Origin of the sequence: Frateuria hangzhouensis (assembly GCF_026410505.1) — a bacterium.
In the GTDB taxonomy this organism is placed as follows: Bacteria; Pseudomonadota; Gammaproteobacteria; order Xanthomonadales; family Rhodanobacteraceae; genus Frateuria_A; species Frateuria_A hangzhouensis.
In genome coordinates this window covers 69,917-91,341 of sequence record NZ_JAPMIU010000003.1, presented here as the reverse complement: position 1 = coordinate 91,341, position 21,425 = coordinate 69,917, and the positions used below count along the sequence as shown (strand labels likewise).

Genomic DNA, 21,425 nt, shown 5'->3' with positions numbered 1-21,425 from the left:
GCCCAGGCAACAGGGAGTAGCGAGGTCGAACCACCTCCCCTCCCCGTGACTTCCTCCCGCAGCACCCGGGTTCTCGAGTTTTTCCTCGCACTTGAGCCGTCATGCACGGCCGGCGTCCCAGCCGCGGACATGCCCGGCGCGGCCAACCCGGCGACAGGCGGCGGGTCACTCGGCCAGCCGCCGACGGATTACTGCAATGCGGCATGCACGCCTTGGCGGGCGATGCTACCTTGCCATATAGATCGATCTAAACGGCAGACCATCGTGGGCCATCCGCACCCGTCCCCAAGCGCATCCGCTTGCACCACGCGCGTTGCGACCGTCGCCGCTCGCGGTCCGGTGCCCTGATGTCTGCACCCGCCGCCCTGCTCGAAGTCGCCGCCAACTCGGTCGCCTCCGCGCTGGCCGCGCAGGAAGGCGGCGCCGGGCGGATCGAGTTGTGCGCGGCACTGGAACTGGGCGGTGTGACACCCTCCTACGCCGAGATCGCCACCGCGCGTGATCGGTTGGCGATCCCGCTGTACGTGCTGATCCGCCCGCGCGCGGGCGACTTCCTCTACAACGATTTCGAGTGCGAGGTGATGCTGCGCGACATCGAGGCCTGCGTGGCGCTGGGTTGCGACGGCGTGGTGCTCGGGGTGCTGGATCCGGACGGGCGGGTCGACCAGGCGCGGTGCCGGCCGCTGGTCGGTGCCGCCGGGCCGTTGGGCGTCACCTTCCATCGCGCGTTCGACATGGTCGCCGATCCGGCGCAGGCGCTGGAGGCCGTGATCGGACTGGGTTGCGAGCGCGTGCTCACTTCCGGGGCGCGGGCCAGTGCGATCGAAGGCGCGGCGGCGGTGCGGGCACGGGTCGAGCAGGCGGCCGGCCGCCTGGTGGTGATGCCCGGTGCCGGCGTGAGCGCCGGAAACATCGCGGCGCTCGCCCGGGCGACCGGGGCGCGCGAGTTCCATGCCTCGGCCAGGCGTGCACTGCCCTCGGGCATGAACCATCGCCACGCCGGGCTGGACGACATGGCAGGCGGCGAGTGGCGCAGCGACGCGGCGGAGGTACGCGCCCTGGTTTCGGCGCTGCAGAACCTTGCCGCGCCCACGGCGTCGCCGTAGCGGGATCGCCATGACCGCACCGGCCCTGCCCACGGGAACGCGTTTGAATCCACGCCTCGCCGGTTTCGCGGCCACCCTGCTGGTGCTGCTGCCAGCCACCGCCGGGGCGGCGGCGCTGACTACGCGCACCCTCGACCAGGGATGGCAGGTCCGCCTTGCGACGGGCGACGCCCAGGCGTCGGCGCATCCGGAGGCGGCCCGCTGGATGCCCGCCACGGTGCCGGGCGCGGTGCAGACCGACCTGATGGCGGCCGGCCTGGTCGCCGATCCTTTCGTGGGGCGCAACGAGGCGGCGATCCAGTGGGTGGGCCTGTCGGACTGGGTCTATCGCACCCGCTTCGACGTCGACCAGGCCACGCTCGGGCGCCGGCATGCCGAGCTGGTGTTCGACGGGCTGGATACCTTTGCGGAGGTCTACCTCAACGGGCACAAGCTGCTCGACGCGGACAACATGTTCCGGCGCTGGTCAGCGTCCGCGAAACCCTGGCTGCACGCCGGCGCCAACACGCTCGAAGTCCGCTTGTACTCGCCGATCAAGCGCCTGCAGCCGTGGCTCAAACGGCAGCCGTACGCGTTGCCGGGCGAGTTCGACTCGGCCTTCGGCGACGAGCCCAAGGGCCTGCAGACGGCCAACTACGTGCGCAAGGCCGCCTACCAGTACGGCTGGGACTGGGGTCCGCGCATCGTCACCGAGGGCATCTGGCAGCCCGTGCATCTGGAGAGTTGGGATGGGCTGCGCGTGGCCGGCTTCCACGTCGCGCAGAAGGGTCTCGATGCGCGGGCCGCACAATTGGACGTGCAACTGGACGTCGACGCGGACGGCGATGCCTCGCTCCCCGCGCAGATCAGCGTGTTCGGGCCAGACGGCCAGCCGATCGCGCAGCAGGTCGCGGAGGTCCACGTGGTCGCGGGCCACCATCGCCTCGGCGTGCCGGTGAGGATCGCGCACCCGAAACGGTGGTACCCGGCCGGTTACGGCGCGCAGGACATGTACACGGTGCGCGTGCGCCTGGGCGACGGCAGCAAGCCGCTTTACGAAGGCTCGCGCCAGATCGGCCTGCGCACGATCGAGCTTCGTCGGGACAGGGACCGCTGGGGCCGCCGTTTCGCGTTCGTCGTCAACGGCATCCCGATCTTCGCCAAGGGCGCCAACCTGATCCCGTTCGACAGCTTCCCCGCCCGCGTGGACGAGGCGCGGATGCGCCGGACGCTCGAGTCCGCGCGCGCGGCCAACATGAACATGCTGCGGGTGTGGGGCGGCGGCTATTACCTGCCCGACGCCTTCTACGCGATGGCCGATCGCATGGGCCTGATGATCTGGCAGGACTTCATGTTCGGCGGCGCGATCCCGCCGCGCGACGCGGCGTTCGTGGCGAACGTGCGGCAGGAGGCGGTCGAGCAGGTCGAGCGCCTGTCCGGCCATGCCTCGATCGTGCTCTGGTGCGGCAATAACGAGGTGCAGAGCAGCTGGCTCTCCTGGGGCGACCGCAAGGCCCTGCAGGCCTCGCTCGCCCCGGCGGAAAACGAACGCATCGAGCAGGGCATGCGCGAACTCTTCGGCGACGTGCTGCGCGAGGTGGTCACGCAACACGATCCGGACGTGCCGTACTGGCCGAGCTCGCCCAGCCAGGGCGGCGACGGATTCGCCAACGGCCTGGACGATGGCGACTACCACTACTGGGACGTGTGGTCTGGCGAAGCGAAACCGGCGACCGCCTACCTGGACGTGACGTCACGCTTCCAGTCCGAGTACGGCCTGCAGTCGTTCCCGGACCTGCGCACCATCCGCGCCTTCGCCGGCACGGAACCGTTGCAGGCGGACTCGCCGGTGCTGCGCGCGCACCAGAAGTTCGACGGCGGCAACGGCAACCGGCGCCTGCTCGACTACGTGCGCCGCGAGTACGGCGAGCCGAAGGATTTCCCCGCGCTGGTGTACCTGAGCCAGGTCATGCAGGCCGACGGCATCGCGCTGGCGGCCGAACACCTGCGCGCCTCGCGGCCGCGGTCGATGGGCTCGCTGTACTGGCAGCTCAACGACCTGTGGCCGGGCGCGACCTGGTCGAGCATTGATTCCTACGGGCGATGGAAGGCGTTGCAGTTCCGCGCCCGGCGCTTCTACGCGCCGTTGCTGGTGGCGGCGTTGCGGCATCAAGGGACGACCACGGTTTCGCTGGTGTCCGACCGCACCACTCCGCTCGCCGCGCGCTGGCGGCTGCGGCTGATGGACTTCGCCGGCAAGGTGTTGCGCGAGGACGCCCACGACGTGACGCTGGCGCCGCTGGCGAGCACGCAGGTCGCCCATTACACCGATGCGCAACTGCTCGCTGGCGCCGACCCACGCGCCACGTTCGCGGTCTTTGAACTCATCGAGAGCGGCAAGCCGGTCTCGCGGAACCTGGTGTTCTTCGCCCTGCCGAAGGATCTGCGCCTCCCGCAGCCGCGTGTCCACGCGCAACTCGCTCCTGCGGCGAAGGGCTACACCCTGACGCTCGCCACTGACACGCTGGCGCGCGACGTATGGGTGTCTTTCGGCGATCTCGATGCCGGTCTGTCGGACAACGCTTTCGACTTGCTGCAGGGCGAGCCGGTCACGCTGGACGTCGACAGCAAGGCCTCGGCCGAAGCGCTGCGAAAGGCGCTGCAGGTGCAGGATCTTGCGCATGCCACGGGAACCCCGCCATGACCACCCGCCGCGACTTCCTCAAACTGGTCGGCACCACCGCGGCCGCCGGCGCTTTCGGCAACGTCGCCATCGCCCGCACGCCGGCCCGCTACGCCAGCAAGCGCCCGCCGCCGGGCAAGCGCCGCTTCGCCAGCGCCGCGGTGGAACGCGAGCTGGCGCGCGTGCAGGCCCTCATCGGCGATCCCAAGCTCGCCTGGATGTTCGGCAATTGCTATCCGAACACGCTCGACACCACGGTCGAGCTGGGCACGCTGGAAGGCAAGCCGGACACCTTCGTGATCACCGGCGACATCGAGGCGATGTGGCTGCGCGATTCCTCCGCGCAGGTCGCGCCCTACCTTCCGCTGGCGAAACAGGACCGCGCGCTGCAGCGGCTGTTCCATGGCCTGATCCGCCGACAGGCGCGCTGCATCCGGCTCGATCCCTACGCCAATGCCTTCCTGCCCGATCCGCACGCGCAGCCGCTGTCGTGGGCGCGACAGGACCAGACCGACATGAAGCCCGGCGTGGGCGAGCGCAAATGGGAGATCGATTCGCTGTGCTGGCCGATCCGCCTGGCGCACGGCTACTGGCGGGCGACCGGCGACACGGCCTCGTTCGACGACGACTGGCGCGCGGCCATGCACCTTGTCCTGCAAACGTTCCGCGAACAGCAACGCAAACACGGCCGCGGCCCGTACCACTTCCAGCGCACCACCGACCGGCCCACCGAAACGCTGGCGCTGGAGGGCTACGGCAACCCCACGCGGCCCAACGGCATGATCCATTCGGCCTTCCGGCCCTCGGACGATGCGTGCGTGTATCCGCTGTTCGTGCCGGCGAACCTGTTCGCCGTGGTGTCGCTGCGCCAGCTGGCGGCGATGGCCCGCGCGATCCATCACGACACCGCCTTCGCCGACGACTGCACGGCGCTGGCCGACGAAGTGGCACAGGCGACCCACCGCGACGGCCGCGAGCCGGACACCGACGGCGATTATTGGACCTACGAGATCGATGGCTACGGCAACCGATTGTTCATGGACGACGCCAATGCGCCGGGCCTGCTCAGCCTGCCCTACCTGGGTTGCTGCGCGGCGGACGATCCGCTCTACCGGCGCACCCGCGCGCGCGCCTGGAGCGAACGGAACCCGTATTTCTTCCGCGGCACCGCGGCCGAGGGCATCGGCGGCCCGCACGAGGGCCTGCGCATGATCTGGCCGATGGCGATCACCATGCGCGCGCTGACCAGCAGTGACCCGGCCGAGATCCGCCAGTGCCTGCGCTGGTTGCGCGACACCGACGCCGGCACCGGCTTCATGCACGAGGCGTTCGACCAGGACGATCCGGCGCACTTCACGCGCGATTGGTTCGCCTGGGCCAACAGCCTGTTCGGCGAGCTCATCGTCAAGCTCGCCGATACGCAGCCCGCGCTGCTGCGCCATCCGTAAGTCCGATTTCCACCCCAGGGCCGGCATCCGTGTTGCCGCCCACCACCCACAGGAGAACTCGACATGGTGACCCGCAGACGCTTCCTGCAAGGCATGGGCGCCCTGGCCGCACTGGGCGGCGCCGGCACGCTGCCGGGCTTCGCGATGAGCCGGTCGGGTGCCGCTGACGCATCGATGGGCGCCGCCGGGGGCGTCTCCCGGTTCGTCGACGTGTTCGTCGGCACCGGCGGGCACGGCCACACCTTCCCCGGCGCCGCCCTTCCCTACGGCATGGTGCAGTTGAGCCCCGACACCAACGACGCCGGCTGGGACGCCTGTTCGGGCTACCACCAGCGCGACGGGTCGATCATGGGCTTCTCGCACACGCACCTCTCCGGCACCGGCGCCAGCGACATGCTGGACGTGCTGGTGATGCCGGCCCAGGGGCCGGTGCTGCTCAAGCCGGGCGAGCGCGGGCTGCCGGACAGGAACTACCAGTCGCACTTCGACGAAGCGGCGTTCGCGAGCACGCGGCTGCCGTCCGACGCAGTCGGTACGCCCGGCCACGGCTACCGCTCGCGCTACGACGGCGAGCAGGCTCAGCCCGGCTACTACCGCGTGCACCTGACCGACCACGACATCCTCGCCGAGCTGACCGCGACGCTGCGCGCCGGCCTGCACCGCTACACGTTCCATGGCGAGGGCGAGGGCCACCTGCTGGTCGACCTGGCGCACGGCTTCCATGACGATGCCAAGGTGCCGGCCAAGGTCAGCGATGCCACGCTCGAGCTGATCGGCGACGACCTGCTGGTCGGCAGCCGGCGCGTGCACCAGTGGGCCAACGGGCGCCACGTGTATTTCGCCATGAAGCTCTCCCGCCCGGTCGCGCGCACCACGCTGTACGCCGAGGACACGGCGCTGCCGACCGGCTCGCGCAAGGCGCATGGCAAGCACCTGAAGGCGGCGCTGCATTTCAGCGACGTCGCGCGCGAGCCGTTGCTGGTGAAGGTCGGCATCTCGGCCGTCGACATCGACGGTGCGCGGCGCAACCTGGAGTCGGAAGTGCCCGCCTGGGACTTCGAGGGCGTTCGGCAGCAGGCGGCCGACACCTGGGAGCGCGAGCTTTCGCGCATCCGCATCGACAGCCCGTCCGAGCCGGTCAAGCGCACCTTTTACAGCGCGCTCTATCACACCATGCTCGCGCCCACGCTGTTCAGCGACGTCGACGGCCGCTATCGCGGCATGGATCTGAAGGTTCACGAGCTGCCGCAGGGCCGGCACAACTACAGCACCTACTCGCTGTGGGACACCTACCGCGCACTGCACCCGCTGCTCACGCTGTTCCAGCCCGAACGCGTGCCCGACCTGGTCGACGGCCTGGTGCGGATGGCGGCGGAGAGCCCGGACGGCCCGCCGGTGTGGCCGCTGCAGGGCGTGGAGACCGGCTGCATGATCGGCTACCACTCGGCCGTGGTAATCGCCGAGGCGCAGGCCAAGGGCTTCACCGGCATCGACTACGCCAAGGCCTGGCCGCTCTATCGCAAGCGGGCGATGGACGACGACTACCGCGGCCTGACCTACTACCGAAAGCTTGGCTTCATCCCCAGCGACAAGGAATGGGAAGGCGCCAGCAAGACGCTCGAGTACGCCTATGACGACTGGGCGATGGCGAGCCTGGCCGAAGCGGCCGGCGCGCGCGAGGACGCAACGCACCTGCGCGAACGCTCGCGCAACTATCGCAACCTGTTCGACCGCAAGCTCGGTTTCGTGCGTCCGCGCGGCAGCGACGGAAAGTGGCTGGAACCGTTCGATCCGCGCGCGATGGGTCATGGCGACAAGTGGCGCGACTTCACCGAGTCCAATGCCTGGGAGGCGACCTTCCTCAACCAGCACGACCTGTACGGCTACATGCCGCTGTTCGGCGGCGAGCAGGCGTTCGAGCGCAAGCTGGACGAGCTGTTCGAGACCAGCTCGACGCTGCCGGGCGACGCGCCGCCGGACATCGCCGGCATGGTCGGCCAGTACGCGCACGGTAACGAGCCCAGCCACCACGTGGCCTACCTGTATGCCTACACCGGCGCGCACCACAAGACCCAGGCGCGCGTGCGCATGCTGCTGGAGAAGATGTACCGGCCCGAACCCGATGGACTGGCCGGCAACGAGGATTGCGGCCAGACCAGCGCGTGGTATGTGCTGGGCGCACTGGGGCTCTATGCGGTCGATCCGGTCAGCACCAACTACGTGTTCGGCAGTCCACTGCTCGACCGCGCGGAGGTCATGCTGGCGGGCGACAGGCGGCTGGTGGTGCGCACGACCGGCAACGGCGCGGACAGGCCCTACATCCAGTCGGTGCGCTGGAACGGGCAGCCCTGGACGAAGAGCTGGATCAGCCACGCGGAACTGGCCGCCGGTGGCACGCTGGAGTTCGAGATGGGGGCTTTGCCGAACAAAGCATTCGGCAAGGCGCCGACGGACCGTCCGCCATCGTTTGGCCGGCCTGCATGAATGCCGATCCCTTGCGGGCAGGATGCGCGGATGTAGCGCCAGCGCACCATCCCCAGGCGGTCTATGCACCGGTATTTGCGCGGAGGAGCGATCCGGCGCCCACGGCGGCCCTGCACAAGGGCGGCCGGCTTTTCCAAGCGGCCCCGAGGGGAGTGGCTTCCCAAGGCCTCGCGCGGATTCGATCTGCCCGGGGCGACCGGCACAGGTGACAATCGCCTGCGCACTTTGCGACCATCGCTCCTTTGGCGCTGAGCGCCTGGCACACAGGGGGCCTCGATGGCGAACCAGACTTCCATCCGGCGTGACGTCGGTCCATTAGCGCTCATGTTCACCGGCCTCGGCTCGATCATCGGTTCGGGCTGGCTGTTCGGCGCGTGGCGCGCGGCGCAGCTGGCCGGGCCCGGCGCGATCTGGGCCTGGGTGATCGGCGCGGCGATCATCATGACCATCGCGCTGACCTACGCCGAGCTGGGGGCGATGTTTCCCGAATCCGGCGGCATGGTGCGCTATGGACACTATTCGCACGGATCTCTGGTTGGTTTCATTGCCGCCTGGGCCAACTGGATCGCGATCGTCTCGGTGATCTCGGTCGAGGCCGAAGCGTCGGCGCAGTACATGTCGTCCTGGAAGTGGGACTGGGCCAAAGACCTGTACCACCAGATGCCCGGCGGCCACGGCGAGCTGAGTACCGCCGGCCTGCTGATCGCCGCGGTGCTGGTGGTGGCCTACTTCCTGGTCAACTTCTGGAGCGTCAAGCTTTTCGCGCGCTCCAATACGGCCATCACCTTGTTCAAATTGGTGATCCCGGCGGCCACCGGCATTCTGCTGATCGCCAGCGGTTTCCACCCCGAAAACTTCAGCGTCGGCATCCATGGCGACGCGCACTCCACCGATTTTGCGGCAGTGCTCACCTCGGTGGCCATCGCCGGCATCGTGTTCAGCTTCAACGGCTTCCAGAGCCCGGTGAACCTGGCCGGCGAAGCGCGCAACCCGGGGCGCAGCATCCCCTTCGCCATCGTCTGCTCGATCCTGCTGGCAACCGTCATCTACGTGTTGCTGCAGGTCGCCTTCATCGGCGCGGTGCCGCGCGAGATGCTGGCCAACATCGGCTGGCACGGGATCAACTTCAGCTCGCCGTTCGCCGACCTGGCCATCATCCTGGGCCTGCACGGGCTGGCGACGCTGCTGTTCGTCGACGCGGTGATCAGTCCCAGCGGCACCGGCATGACCTACACCGCCACCACCGCGCGCATGCTCTACGGCATGGAGCGCAACGGCACGCTGCCGCGCATCCTCGGCACGGTGCATCCCAAGTACGGCGTGCCGCGGCCGGCGATGTGGGTGAACCTGGTGGTGTCGTTCCTGTTCCTGTTCTTCTTCCGCGGCTGGGGCACGCTGGCGGCGGTGATCTCGGTGGCCACGATCATCTCCTACCTGACTGGCCCGGTCAGCGTGATGACTCTGCGCCGCACCGCGCCGGGCCTGCACCGCCCGCTGCGCCTGGCCGGCCTGCCGGTGCTCGCGGGCGTGGCCTTCGTCATGGCCACGGAGCTGCTGTACTGGGCCAAGTGGCCGCTGACCGGCGAGATCATCCTGCTGATGGTGGTGGCCCTGCCGGTGTACCTGTACTACCAGGCCAAGAACGGCTGGCACGACTTCGGACGCCAGATGAGCGGTGCCTGGTGGCTGGTGTTCTACCTGCCCACGATCGCACTGATCTCCTGGGGCGGCAGCACCACCTTCGGCGGCAAGGGCTACCTGCCCTACGGCTGGGACCTGGCCGTGGTCGCGGTAGCCGGCCTGTTCTTCTACGGCTGGGGCCTGAAGTGCGGCTGGCGCACGCCGTCGATCGAGGCGGCCGAACTGGAGGCGCGCGCCGAACCGTGCGAGCCGCTGGTGCCGCCGGACGAGGAGACCGCGGAGCGCGTGACCGGGCACTGACCCGGACAGGCCGGATGAAAGAGCGCGGCCCTCGGGCCGCGCTTTTTTTGGTTCATTACGCCTTATCGGGAAACGAGCCACGACCCTGTAGGAACTCACAAACGCGTGGCTTGTTGACGGATTCGCCCCAAGAGGTCGCTCTTGGACGCAACGGCTGCTGCCACTTCACACCAGCTCCAGCACATCCCCCAACAATGCCTGCGCGGTCACTTCCGGCCCCGCCCCCGGCCCCTGGATTACCAGCGGCTGGGTGTTGTAGCGGGTGGTGGTGAGGGCGAACTGGTTGTCGGTGCCGTACAGGCGCGCGGCCGGGTGCGTGGGCGACACTTCGACCAGCCCGACGCGGGCGCGGCCGCGCTGGTCGAGGCGGGCGAGGAAGCGCAATACGTTGCCGCACGCACGCGCCCGCGCATGGCGTTCGGCGAGCGGGGCGTCCAGCTCCTGCAGCCGGCCGAGGAAGCTGGCGGCATCCACGTCCTGTAGCGCGGGCGGCACCAGGCTTTCCACTTCCACCTCGTCGCTGCCCAGCGCGAAGCCGGCATGGCGGGCGAGGATCAGCAGTTTGCGTGCGACATCCTCGCCGGACAGGTCCGAGCGCGGATCGGGTTCGGTGTAGCCCAGCGCGCGCGCCTCGGCGAGCAGCGCGGAGAACGGACGGCTGCCGTCGTAGTGGTTGAACAGATAGGACAGCGAGCCGGAGAACACGCCCTCGAGCGTGAGCAGACGGTCGCCTGCGCCGCGCAGGCGGCGCAGGGTCGACAGCACCGGCAGGCCGGCGCCGACGGTGGCCGCGTCGCCATAGCGCCCGCCGCTGGCCAGCGCCGCCTGCAACGAGCGCCAGCCGGCCAGCGCGCCGCCAGCCAGCGCCTTGTTGGCGGTGACCACGTGATGCCCCTGCGCCAGCCAGTCGGCATGGCGCGCGGCCAATGCGTTGCTGGCCGTGGCATCGATGATGACCCTGCACGGCGCGCCGCTGGCGTCCAGCGTGGCGAACAGCGCCGTGTCATCGCGTTGCTCGCCCCCGCTGCGCAACTGCTCGCGCAGGTTGCGCCGGGCCAGGCGGGCCGGGTCGGTCTGCTGGCGGCGCGAGTTGGCCGCGCCGACCAGCCTGATCGGCGCGGCGGCGGGCGTGTCGAGCAGCTTGAGCAGCGCGCCGCCGACCACGCCGGTGCCCAGCAGCACCATGGCGACGCGGGGTGCCGGATGCGGGCAGCCATCGGCCAACACCGCACTCATGCGCTCACCCGGCGTCTGGACGGCGGGACGGCCGCCGCGCGGTCGAGCGCCCGCGACAGGTCGAGCAACAGGTCGTCGCCATCCTCGATGCCCACCGAAACGCGCAGCAGCGTGTCGGCGATGCCGGCGGTACGGCGCGCCTCCGGCGCCATCGCGGCATGCGTCATCGAGGCCGGATGGGCGATCAGGCTTTCCACTCCGCCCAGTGATTCGGCCAGCGAGAAGTAGCTGAGTCCGTCGACGAAGGCGGCCACGTTGGCCTGGCCTCCGTCCAGTTCGAAACTCAGCATGGCGCCGAAGCCCTGTTGCTGGCGTGCCGCCAGCGCATGGCCGGCGTGGCCCGGCAGGCCCGGGTAGTAGACCTGCCGCACGGCCGCGTGCAGCGCCAGGCGCTCGGCCAGGCGCAGGGCGTTTTCCTGATGCTGGCGCAGGCGCACCGAGAGCGTGCGCAGGCCGCGCAGGGTCAGGAAGCTGTCGAACGGCGCGCCGGTCAGGCCCAAGCAGTTGCCCCACCATTTCAGCTGCTCGGCCACGGCTGCATCGCGCGCCACCACGGCGCCGCCGACCACGTCGCTGTGACCGTTGATGTACTTGGTGGTCGAGTGCACGACCACGTCGGCGCCCAGCGCCAGCGGCTGTTGCAGCGCCGGCGAGAGGAACGTGTTGTCCACCGCCAGCAATGCGCCGGCCGCGTGCGCGGCCTGCGCCACGTGGCGGATGTCGGTGATCCGCAGCAGCGGGTTGGAGGGGGTTTCCACCCACACCAGCGCCGGCTTGCGGGCCAGGCCGGCGGCCACCGCCGCGGGGTCGGTGAGGTCGATGAAGGCCACCTCGAAGCGGCCCTTCCTGGCCCAGGCGTCGAGCAATCGCCACGTGCCGCCGTAGCAATCGTGCGCGGCCAGCACCAGGCCGCCGGCAGGCACCAGCTCCAGCGCCACCGCCACCGCCGCCATGCCGCTGGAGGTCACTACGGCGCCAGCGCCCCGTTCCAGTTCGGCCAGCGCGTTGCCGAGCAGGTCGCGGGTCGGATTGCCGCTGCGCGAGTAGTCGTACGGCCGCTTGCCGCCGAGACCCTCGAAGCTGTAGTTGGTGGACAGGTGCAGCGGCGGCACCACGGCGCCATGCTGGCTGTCCGATTCGATGCCGGCGCGCACGGCGCGGGTACAGGGGGCCGATTCGCTCATGGGCGTTGCTCCGTGGGTTCAGGCCAGCGCGGCGCGCAGCAGCGGCGCGAGCTGGTGGGTTTCCTTGAGAAAGCCGTCGTGGCCGTAAGGCGACTCGAGGACTTCCAGGGTGGTGGGACCATGCAGGCGCCGCTGCAGCTCGCACAGGTCCGCCAGCGGCACCAGCAGGTCGGAGGCGAAGCCGATCAGCGTGGCCGGGGTGGGAATGGATTCGGGGCGAACGTCGTGCAGGTCGATCGATTCGGACAGGGCCAGGAACCGCTCGGGATCGAAGCGTTCGACGAAGCGCCGTCCCTGGTGCTCCAGGTAGTCCTCCACCGGCAGGCGGAAACGCCCATCACGGAACTCCGGCGCCCCGGCGAACCGGCGGGCGAATTCCTCGCGACCGCGATAGGTGGTCACGGCGAGCTGGCGCGCCAGGCCCAGCGCCTCGCCGCCCGTTCCCTGGGCAAGACCCAGCCGCACGATGCCGCGCTGCACGCTGCGCTGGGCCGAAGCCAGCGGATGCGGGCGATGCGCGCCGGCGAGCAATACCAGGCGGCCCAGCGAGCGCGGATGCCGCGCGGCAAAAGCCAGCGCGACCATCGCACCGTACGAGGCGCCGACGAAAGCGTGCGCGTGGCGGATGCCCAGTGCGTCGAGCAGCGCCGCCAAAGCGTCGGCCTGGTCCTCGCTGGAGATCGCCTGCACGCCCAGCTCGTCCGGGCCCAGCCAGTCGATCGAGAGCACGCGGCAGCGGTCCAGGTCGATCGCCGCGCCGGCGTCGACCAGTGCCTGCCACCAGCCGGCACCGGCGCCGGACGCGGTCACGTCGCGGCCGGCGGAAATGCCGCCCTGCACGATCACCGTGGGCGCCTCGGCGGCCCCGCACCAGAGATAACGCACATCCACCGTGCGGACGCCCTGTCCGTACTTGGGCGAAAGCGTCAGACGCCGCGTGCTGCGCTGCGCGGTGAGGCCGCCCATGCGCGCATCCACCGGGGGCGGCGGTCCGAAGGACGGGGCAGGCAGGGGCAGCAGCTGGGCGGTCATGTGGTTCTCCGTGGCATCGCCCGCGGGAACCGGAAAGGTCGCCACCCCTCGCCGACGGTGCCGTCGGCGACGAATCACGCCCATCTCTCGGTGGCGACAGGCGCGCCCCGCAGGAATTGGCACCGTCGCGGGAACGCTTCCCGCAGGTTGCCCCGGCATCAAAGGGCCTATCCCTCCGCCGGTCTCGATGAGTGGCGTGGATTCTGGTTGCCTGCAGCCTCCGTGTCAATAGACGTATAGACGTCTGGATGTCTTTCTTCACTCTTAGCTATGGCGCGACCTGCCCCCTCTCCCTGCGGGGAGAGGGCTGGGGTGAGGGCCGCTTTTGCGTGGCCGTTGCCATCGGGCAAAGAACCCGAGCGGACGCACGCCGCACGAATGGGGCTACCCGCAAGCCTTGCCACCTCACCCAACCCTCTCCGGAGGGGAGAGGGCTCAAGTGGCGGGCCGCGGCGTATGCTGATATCCCCTGTCCACCCAGCCTTTCCATGACTGCCGCACTTCCCGCGCTGCACGACCAGCTTCGCCAGGACGGTTTCGCGTTTGCCGCCGCGGACACCATGCTCGCGCTGCTCGATGCGTCCTCCCTGCCCGATTGGCAGGGCTTCACCGCCAGCTGGAACGAACTGGCCCCGGATGCCCATCTCGCCTCGATCGGTCGCCACCGGCGGCGGCGCCACGCGGTGTTCTCGGCCGGACCGCAGGGTATCGAGCGCGAACCGCACCAGCCGCACTACCAGAGCAAGACCTACAACAACCTGCAGGGCGACATCGAGCGCTGGTTCGAGCCCTTGGCGGCCGACGGACCGAGCCTGCGCCGCGTCCTGCACTTCTGCCACGGCTTCTTCGGCGCGCTCGCGCCGGCGGTGGCCTGCTGGCACGTGGAAGTGCACCAGTTCCGCATCGAGGCGCGCGCCGACGAGGCCGGCGAACCCACGCCCGAGGGTGTTCACCGCGACGGCGTGGACTTCGTGCTGGTGCTGCTGGTCGACCGCACCAACATCGAAAGCGGCACCACCACCATCCACGCGGCCGACGGTCGCTTGCTCGGCGAATTCACCCTCACCCGACCGTTCGACGCCGCGCTGGTGGACGATGCGCGGGTATTCCATGGCGTCACCGCGGTCACACCGTTCGACCCCGCGCAGCCCGCCCACCGCGACGTGCTGGTGGTGACCTTCCGCGATGCCGCGCGTGCGCGGGCGCCGGCATGAATCGGGAAGCGGTCGGCCACCGCTTCGATGCGGCGTTGATGCAGCGCGCCCGCGAGCGCTGTTGGGCAGTGCTGCAGGACATCCGCGGCCAGATGCAGCCGGGCATCGGCGAGGACGATGCCCGGGTCATCGCCACCGAAACGTTCAAGCGCCACGGCGTGGAACGGCTGTGGCACCCGCCGATCATCCGCATCGGCGCCAACACCACCAGGACCTACCGCCAGCGCTCCATCCCCGGCGTGCGGCTGGGCCAGCACGACATCTGCTTCATCGACCTGGGCCTGGTGTTCGACGGGCACGAGGGCGACGTGGGCGACACGTTCGCCACCGGCGACGCGCCGCAGCTGCAGGCCTGCGCCGAGGCGGCGCGCCAGTTGTTCGACGAGGTGGCGCAAGCCTGGCGCCACGAGGGCCTGAGCGGCCGGGCGCTATACGATTTCGCCGCCGGACGGGCGCAGGCGATGGGCTGGCGCTTCAACCATGCGATCAAGGGCCACCGGTTGAGCGACTATCCGCACTCCATGCACAAGGGCGGCGACCTGGGCACGCTGGCGGATGCGCCCTCGCCCGGCCTGTGGGTGCTGGAAATCCAGATCGCCCACCCTACCGAGCCGTTCGGCGCGTTCTACGAGGATCTGCTCTGCGCTTGAGCCTTCCCGCCGCCGGCGAGGGATGGCCAAAGGCGCGGTATCATTGGCGGTTCGCAATTCCAAGCCGCCCCGCCACATGTCCACGCACCTGTCCGAAACCCGCCGCCGCCGCACCTTCGCCATCGTCAGCCATCCCGACGCGGGCAAGACCACGCTGACCGAAAAGCTGCTGCTGTTCGGCGGCGCGATCCAGATGGCCGGTTCGGTCAAGGGCCGCAAGGCGGCGCGCCACGCGACCTCCGACTGGATGGCGCTGGAAAAGGAGCGCGGCATCTCGGTGACCTCCTCGGTGATGCAGTTCCCCTACGAGGGCAAGATCGTCAACCTGCTCGATACGCCGGGCCACGCGGACTTCTCCGAAGATACCTACCGCGTGCTCACCGCGGTCGACTCGGCGCTGATGGTGATCGACTGCGCCAAGGGCGTGGAGGAGCGCACGATCAAGCTGATGGAGGTCTGCCGCCTGCGCGACACGCCGATCATGACCTTCATCAACAAGCTCGACCGCGAGGGCCGCTCGCCGATCGAACTGCTCGACGAGGTCGAATCGGTGCTGGGCATCGCCTGCACCCCGGTGACCTGGCCGATCGGCATGGGCAAGCGCCTGAAGGGCGTCTACCACCTGGCGCTGGACGAGGTGCATATCTTCGAGCCGGGCAAGAACTTCACGCGACAGGACTCGACCATCTTCAAGGCCCTGGATGCGCCCGGCCTGGAGGCGGCGATCGGTGCCGACGCCCTGGCCGAGCTGCGCGACGAGCTGGAGCTGGTGCAGGGCGCCTCCAACCCGTTCGACCTGGAGCAATACCAGGCGGGCAAGCTGACCCCGGTGTTCTTCGGCTCGGCGGTGAACAACTTCGGCGTGCAGTTGCTGCTGGACTTCTTCGTCGAGCACGCGCCCGGCCCGCGCCCACGCGGCACGCTGGGTCGGGAGGTGCAGCCGGAGGAGGAAAAGCTCACCGGCTTCGTGTTCAAGATCCAGGCCAACATGGACCCGGCGCACCGCGACCGCGTGGCCTTCATGCGCGTGTGCTCGGGCACCTACAGCGCCGGCATGAAAATGATCCAGACGCGCACCGGCAAGGAGGTCCGCATCGCCAACGCGCTGACCTTCATGGCGAGCGACCGCGAGATCGTCGAGAGCGCCTACCCGGGCGACGTGATCGGCCTGCACAACCACGGCACCATCTCGATCGGCGACACCTTCAGCGAGGGCGAGCCGGTCAGCTTCACCGGCATCCCCAACTTCGCGCCGGAGCTGTTCCGCCGCGCGCGCCTGCGCGACCCGCTGAAGATGAAAGCCTTGCAGAAGGGCCTGGCGCAGCTGTCCGAGGAAGGCGCCACGCAGTTCTTCCGCCCGCTGATGAGCAACGACCTGGTGCTGGGTGCGGTCGGCGTGCTGCAGTTCGACGTGGTGGCCTACCGGCTGAAGGACGAATACGGCGTGGAAGCGTCGTTCGATCCGGTCGGCGTGGTCACGGCACGCTGGGTGCACTGCGACGACGCGAAGAAGCTCGAGGAGTTCCGCGAGAAGAACGCGATGAACCTGGGCATCGATGGGGCCGGCGAGCTGGTCTACCTGGCGCCCTCGCGGGTCAACCTGCAACTGGCGCAGGAGCGCTGGCCGCAGGTGCGCTTCTCGGCCACGCGCGAGCACGCCGCCTCGGTCGCGGTGTAGCTGTCCGGCCCTTCGTAAAAGCCCGCTCGCGGGCGATGCCTTCTGATCCATGACCGAGAGCATCGCCCGCAAGCGGGCTCCTACAGGTTTGATGGTGGGTGGTGACCTCGTCCACTGGGCCCTGCACCCGGTGTGCTGCTAGCGTGTCCCCATCAACCAGGGGGAATCGCATGCACGGCAACCAACTCGCCTTCACCACGCCTGTCCAGGCCCCGCGCTGGAAGCGCTGGCTGGTGTTCTCGCCGCTGGCCCGGCTGGTGTTCTTCGTGCTGTTGCTGATCGTCTTCAGCGCGGCGTTGACGCTCATCCCCCATGGACCGGACGAAAGTCCGATCGGCAAGGCCCTGCGGGGACTGGGCTTTCGTGCCGTGGCGCCACTGCTTGCCTACCTGGTGCTGGTCAAGCTGATCGAGCGCCGCCCGGTGCGCGAGTTGAGCCTGCGCCGCCTGGCGCCCGATGGCGCGCTCGGCCTGGCCGCCGGCGCGCTGTTGTTCAGTGCCGTCGTGGGGATCCTGTGGCTGCTTGGCAGTTACCACGTCATCGGCTCCAACCCCGGCGCGCACTGGTTCGTCGCGGCGCTGACGGTCGGACTGGGCGCCGGCATCGGCGAGGAAATCATGTTCCGGGGCGTGCTCTACCGGCTGGTCGAGGAAGGGCTGGGCAGCTGGATCGCGCTGCTGGTGTCGGCCCTGTTCTTCGGCGCGGTGCACCTGAACAACCCGGGTGCGACATTGTGGGCGGGCACGGCGATCGCCATCGAGGCCGGCATCCTGTTCGGGCTGGTCTATCTGGTGACCCGCTCGCTGTGGATCTGCATGGGCCTGCATGCCGCGTGGAACTTCGTGCAGGGCACGGTCTACGGCATCCCGGTGTCGGGCACCAAGGCGGATGGCTGGCTGGTATCCACCCCCAGCGGCCCGGACTGGCTGAGCGGCGGCGTGTTCGGCGCGGAAGCGTCGGTGGTCGCTTTGACGTTGTCCCTGCTGGTATCGGCAGCCTTGTTGAGCGTGGCGCTGCGCCGCGGGCTGATCGTGCCGCCGTACTGGCGTCGTTGACGTACGCGCCGCCAACCCGGCGCTAAGCTGGGCCGGTCCATCGTGCGATGGGCGGCCCTTTCCCTTCGGTATCCGGCATGGCGGCAACGCAGGCGACTCATCGGCATTCGTGGCTGGCCAACCTGCCCGGCCAGTACAAGATCCTGCTGGCGATCTGCCCGCTGCTGGGCCTGTTCCTGCTGACCAGCCTGGCCACGCTGGCCACGTTGCGCAAGCAGGAGGATGCCCGCCACTGGGCGCAACACACCTACGAGGTGCTGCTGGCGCTGGACCAGGCGCAGCAGACCACCCAGCAGGGCCTGATCGCCGCACGCGGCTATATCCTGTCATCCGACCCGGGCGAGCTGGCCAGCTGGAAACAGGCACGCCCGCGACTGGAGGTCAACATCGCCCGGCTGCGCAGCCTCATGGCCGACAACCCCATGCAACTGGGCCGCCTGGAACAACTGCAGAACCGCGTCGCGCAGTGGGCCGAAGAAGCCGACCGCCTGATCATCCAGCCGCTGGCCGCACTGCCCAAGGGCGATCCCGAGGCCATGCTGGCCCAGCGCCTGGCCATCCGCAACGCCTACCTTGCCCGGCGCCGGGTGGGCGCTCCCGACATCGCGGCGGCGTTGGCGCAGATGGCCGACACCGAGCGCGCCCAGCTCGCCGCGCGCAACACGGCGCTCAACCGCACCCTGCGCACCTTGCGGCTGATCAACCTGCTGGCCATCGCCGCTGGCCTGTTGTTCGGCCTGTACGTGCTGCGGCTGACGTTCCTGATCGTGATCCGGCCGCTGCGCCAGAGCACCGACATCATGACGCGGCTTGCGCGGCGCGACCCGGACGTGGTGATCACCCGGCTGGGGCGGCGCGACGAAATCGGGCAGATCGCTCGCGCGCTGGAAGTGTTCAAGCAGGTGATGCTCGACCTGGATCGGCAGGATTGGGTCAAGTCCCATTCCTCGCGCATCGCGCGCCACCTGCAGGAGGCCGACACCTTCCAGGTGTTCGGCCACCGACTCACCAGTGAACTGGCGCCGTTGATGGAGGCCGGCATCGCGCTGTACTACCGCCTCGACGACGCGTCCGGACAACTGGAGCTGATCGGCAGCTACGGGCTTTCGCCATCGACCCAGGCGCCGGACCGCCAGTTGCCCGGCGAGGGCCTGGTCGGCCAGTGCCTGCTCGAGGGCAAGCCGATCGAACTCGGCGTGCCCGCGGACTACCCGCGCATCCGCTCCGGCAGCGGTGAGGCCATGCCCACCACCGTCGCGGTCTGGCCGGTGGTCTACCTGGGCACGGTCACCGGCGTGCTGGAACTGGCTGGTTTCTCGCCCGCGGCCGGGCGCCAGTGCGAGCTGTTCGACCAGTTGCTGCCGCAGGTCGCCCTGACCCAGGAAAACCTTTCCCGCGCGGTCAGCACGCGGCAGCTGCTGGAGCGCACGCGCGAGCAGGCCGACGAGCTGCGCACCTCCGAATTGCTGATGCGCCAGCAGAAGGACGTGCTGCGCCAGAGCAACGATGCGCTGCATGCCAAGACGCTGGAACTCGAACAACAGTCCCGCCGGCTGATCTCCTCCAAGGACGAGCTGCGCCGGCAGGCGAAGGAACTGGAGGCGTCCAACGAGGAACTGCGCGACAAGACCGCCAGCCTCGACCTGCAACGCCACGTGCTGGAGGAACTGCAGCGCGATACCGAACTGAAGGCCGGCGAGCTGGCCCGCGCCAGCAAGTACAAATCCGACTTCCTGGCCAACATGTCGCACGAGCTGCGCACGCCGCTGAACAGCTTGCTGATCCTCTCGCGCAGCCTGGCCGACAACGAGGACGGCAATCTCGACCACGAGCAGGTCGAATCGGCGCGGATCATCCACGATGCCGGCAGCCACCTGCTTCGACTGATCAACGACATCCTGGACCTGTCCAAGATCGAGGCAGGCAAGATGGACCTGCTCATCGAGCCGCTGCGCCTGGCCGACCTGGTCCGCTCGCTGCGGCGCACCTTCAGCCACGTGGCGCAGGAGAAGGGGCTGGAGTTCACCCTCGCCATCGAGCCGGACGCGCCCGACCGGCTGGATACCGACGGCGCACGGCTCGAACAGGTGGCCAACAACCTCCTGGGCAACGCCTTCAAGTTCACCGCCAGCGGCGGCGTGCACCTGTGCATCGGCCGGCCGCACGCGGACGTGCCCGTACCCGTCGAATTGGCCGGTCAGCCGCTGGTGGCGCTCAGCGTGCGCGATACCGGCATCGGCATCGCGCCGGAAAAACACCAACGCGTGTTCAACGCGTTCGAGCAGGTCGACGCCAGCACCAGCCGCCAGTATGGCGGCACCGGCCTGGGCCTGGCAATCTGCCGGCGCACCTGCGAACTGCTGGGCGGCGCCATCGTCCTGGCAAGCGAACCGGGCCAGGGCAGCACCTTCACCGTGCTGCTGCCCGAACAGCCACCTGCCGCGGCGCCGGCGACGGCCGAGCCGGTCCCGGCGCGCGCCGTCGCCTCCCCCGGCCTGGTCGACGACGATCGCGCCGACCTGCATCCGGGCGACGCCAGCGTGCTGGTGATCGAGGACGACCCGGCGTTCGCGCGCATCCTTGCCGACATGCTCCACCGCAAGGGCTGCCGCGTGCTGCTGGCGACCGACGGCGAGAGCGGTCTGGCGCTGGCTCGCGACCACCGGCCCGGCGGCGTGCTGCTGGACGTCGCGCTGCCCGGCATGGACGGTTGGGCCGTGTTCGAACGCTTGCGCGCCGATCCGACCACGCGGGCGATTCCTGTGCATTTCATCTCTTCGGCCGAGGGCGCCGGCCGCGCACGCGAGCTGGGCGCGGTCGGCTTTCTCACCAAGCCGGTCACCCGCGAGGCGATCACCAACGCATTCGAGCGCCTGCTGGGCGGGCGCCACGGCCGGCTGCTGGTGGTCGACGACGACGACGACGCCCGCCGCGCCGTGCGCCACCTGCTTGGCGGCTACCAGGTTGCCATCGACGAGGCCGGCTCTGCCGAGGAGGCGCTCGAGCACACCGCACACCAGCGCTACGACTGCGTCGTGCTCGATCTCGGTTTGCCGGGCATGTCCGGCATGCAGTTGCTGGACCGGCTGGCCGACGGTACCGACGGCCCGCTGCCGGTGGTGGTCTATACCGGCCGCGAACTGAGCGCCGAGGACACCCGGCAGTTGCAGCAATACACCCACGCCATCGTGGTCAAGGGCGGACGCTCGCCGGAGCGGCTGCGCGAGGAAGTCGGCCAGTTCCTGCGCGCGATCGACCCTTCGGCGCGCGCTGCTTCGGCCGCGGTGCCGGCCACCGCCGCCCTGCGCCCGTCGATGAAGGGCCGCCACGTGCTGCTGGTGGACGACGACATGCGCAACCTGTTCGCCCTGTCCAAGATCCTGCGCGGCTGGGGCCTGGAGGTGGGCATGGCCGCCGATGGCCCCAGGGCGCTGCGGGTGCTGGACGAGCGCGACGACGTTGCGCTGGTGCTGATGGACATCATGATGCCCGGCATGGACGGCAACGAGACCATCCGTGCCATCCGCAGCCAGGAAGCGCGCGCGCAACTGCCGATCATCGCGCTCACCGCACGGGCGATGCCCGGCGACCGCGAGAAGTGCCTCGAAGCCGGCGCCAGTGATTACCTGTCCAAGCCGATCGACACCGACAAGTTGGCCGCGCTGATGCGCAGTTGGCTGCGAGCCTGACTCTGCCGGACCCCGCGGCTTCCTTCGGGCTTCCGGCGGCACGCCG

Annotated in this window: 13 protein-coding genes and 1 riboswitch; of the genes, 10 read left to right on the top strand and 3 right to left on the bottom strand. The window is 69.5% G+C overall.

The annotated features are described in order from the left end of the window. Window positions 1-347 precede the first annotated feature (347 nt). From OSC30_RS04080 to OSC30_RS04060, 5 genes are all read left to right on the top strand, one after another. Window positions 348-1,106 (top strand): copper homeostasis protein CutC, encoded by a 759-nt coding sequence (locus OSC30_RS04080; protein WP_267170560.1) that lies wholly within the window; start codon window positions 348-350, stop codon window positions 1,104-1,106. A gap of 10 nt (window positions 1,107-1,116) precedes the next feature. Further along, complete coding sequence (locus OSC30_RS04075; RefSeq protein WP_267170559.1) at window positions 1,117-3,789, top strand: beta-mannosidase; 2,673 nt, start codon at window positions 1,117-1,119, stop codon at window positions 3,787-3,789. Further along, window positions 3,786-5,216: a glycoside hydrolase family 125 protein gene (locus OSC30_RS04070; RefSeq protein ID WP_267170558.1), complete on the top strand. Its 1,431-nt coding sequence runs from the start codon at window positions 3,786-3,788 to the stop codon at window positions 5,214-5,216. Before OSC30_RS04075 ends, OSC30_RS04070 begins: the two co-directional genes overlap by 4 nt. 63 nt (window positions 5,217-5,279) lie before the next feature. Next, window positions 5,280-7,700: a GH92 family glycosyl hydrolase gene (locus tag OSC30_RS04065; RefSeq protein WP_267170557.1), complete on the top strand. Its 2,421-nt coding sequence runs from the start codon at window positions 5,280-5,282 to the stop codon at window positions 7,698-7,700. 276 nt (window positions 7,701-7,976) lie between these two features. Beyond that, the gene (locus tag OSC30_RS04060) at window positions 7,977-9,641 is read left to right on the top strand and encodes an APC family permease (protein ID WP_267170556.1); all 1,665 of its coding nucleotides are present in this window, start codon (window positions 7,977-7,979) and stop codon (window positions 9,639-9,641) included. 165 nt (window positions 9,642-9,806) lie between these two features. On the opposite strand, the gene OSC30_RS04055 is transcribed toward OSC30_RS04060, so the two are convergent. The 3 genes from OSC30_RS04055 to metX are packed head-to-tail and all read right to left on the bottom strand — an operon-like array spanning window position 9,807 to window position 13,027. Further along, window positions 9,807-10,877: a homoserine dehydrogenase family protein gene (locus OSC30_RS04055; protein WP_267170555.1), complete on the bottom strand. Its 1,071-nt coding sequence runs from the start codon at window positions 10,875-10,877 to the stop codon at window positions 9,807-9,809. Beyond that, on the bottom strand, window positions 10,874-12,061 hold the full coding sequence (gene metB / locus OSC30_RS04050) for a cystathionine gamma-synthase (protein ID WP_267170554.1): 1,188 nt from the start codon (window positions 12,059-12,061) through the stop codon (window positions 10,874-10,876). Before metB ends, OSC30_RS04055 begins: the two co-directional genes overlap by 4 nt. An 18-nt stretch (window positions 12,062-12,079) precedes the next feature. Next, a complete protein-coding gene (metX, locus tag OSC30_RS04045; RefSeq protein WP_425474732.1) occupies window positions 12,080-13,027 on the bottom strand; it encodes a homoserine O-succinyltransferase MetX in 948 nt (315 codons plus the stop codon). Between the two features lie 143 nt (window positions 13,028-13,170). Beyond that, window positions 13,171-13,287, bottom strand: a riboswitch (SAM riboswitch). Window positions 13,288-13,581: 294 nt separating this feature from the next. On the opposite strand from metX, the gene OSC30_RS04040 reads away from it, so the two are divergent. From OSC30_RS04040 to OSC30_RS04020, 5 genes are all read left to right on the top strand, one after another. After that, entirely contained in the window at window positions 13,582-14,307 is a 726-nt protein-coding gene (locus OSC30_RS04040; RefSeq protein WP_267170552.1) for a 2OG-Fe dioxygenase family protein, read from the top strand. Further along, a complete protein-coding gene (locus OSC30_RS04035; RefSeq protein ID WP_267170551.1) occupies window positions 14,304-14,957 on the top strand; it encodes a M24 family metallopeptidase in 654 nt (217 codons plus the stop codon). Before OSC30_RS04040 ends, OSC30_RS04035 begins: the two co-directional genes overlap by 4 nt. Window positions 14,958-15,033: 76 nt before the next feature. After that, entirely contained in the window at window positions 15,034-16,635 is a 1,602-nt protein-coding gene (locus tag OSC30_RS04030; protein WP_267170550.1) for a peptide chain release factor 3, read from the top strand. Between the two features lie 170 nt (window positions 16,636-16,805). Beyond that, window positions 16,806-17,690, top strand: a complete 885-nt coding sequence (locus OSC30_RS04025) for a CPBP family intramembrane glutamic endopeptidase (protein WP_267170549.1) — start codon at window positions 16,806-16,808, stop codon at window positions 17,688-17,690. Between the two features lie 77 nt (window positions 17,691-17,767). Next, window positions 17,768-21,379 (top strand): response regulator, encoded by a 3,612-nt coding sequence (locus OSC30_RS04020; RefSeq protein WP_267170548.1) that lies wholly within the window; start codon window positions 17,768-17,770, stop codon window positions 21,377-21,379. Window positions 21,380-21,425: the final 46 nt, after the last annotated feature.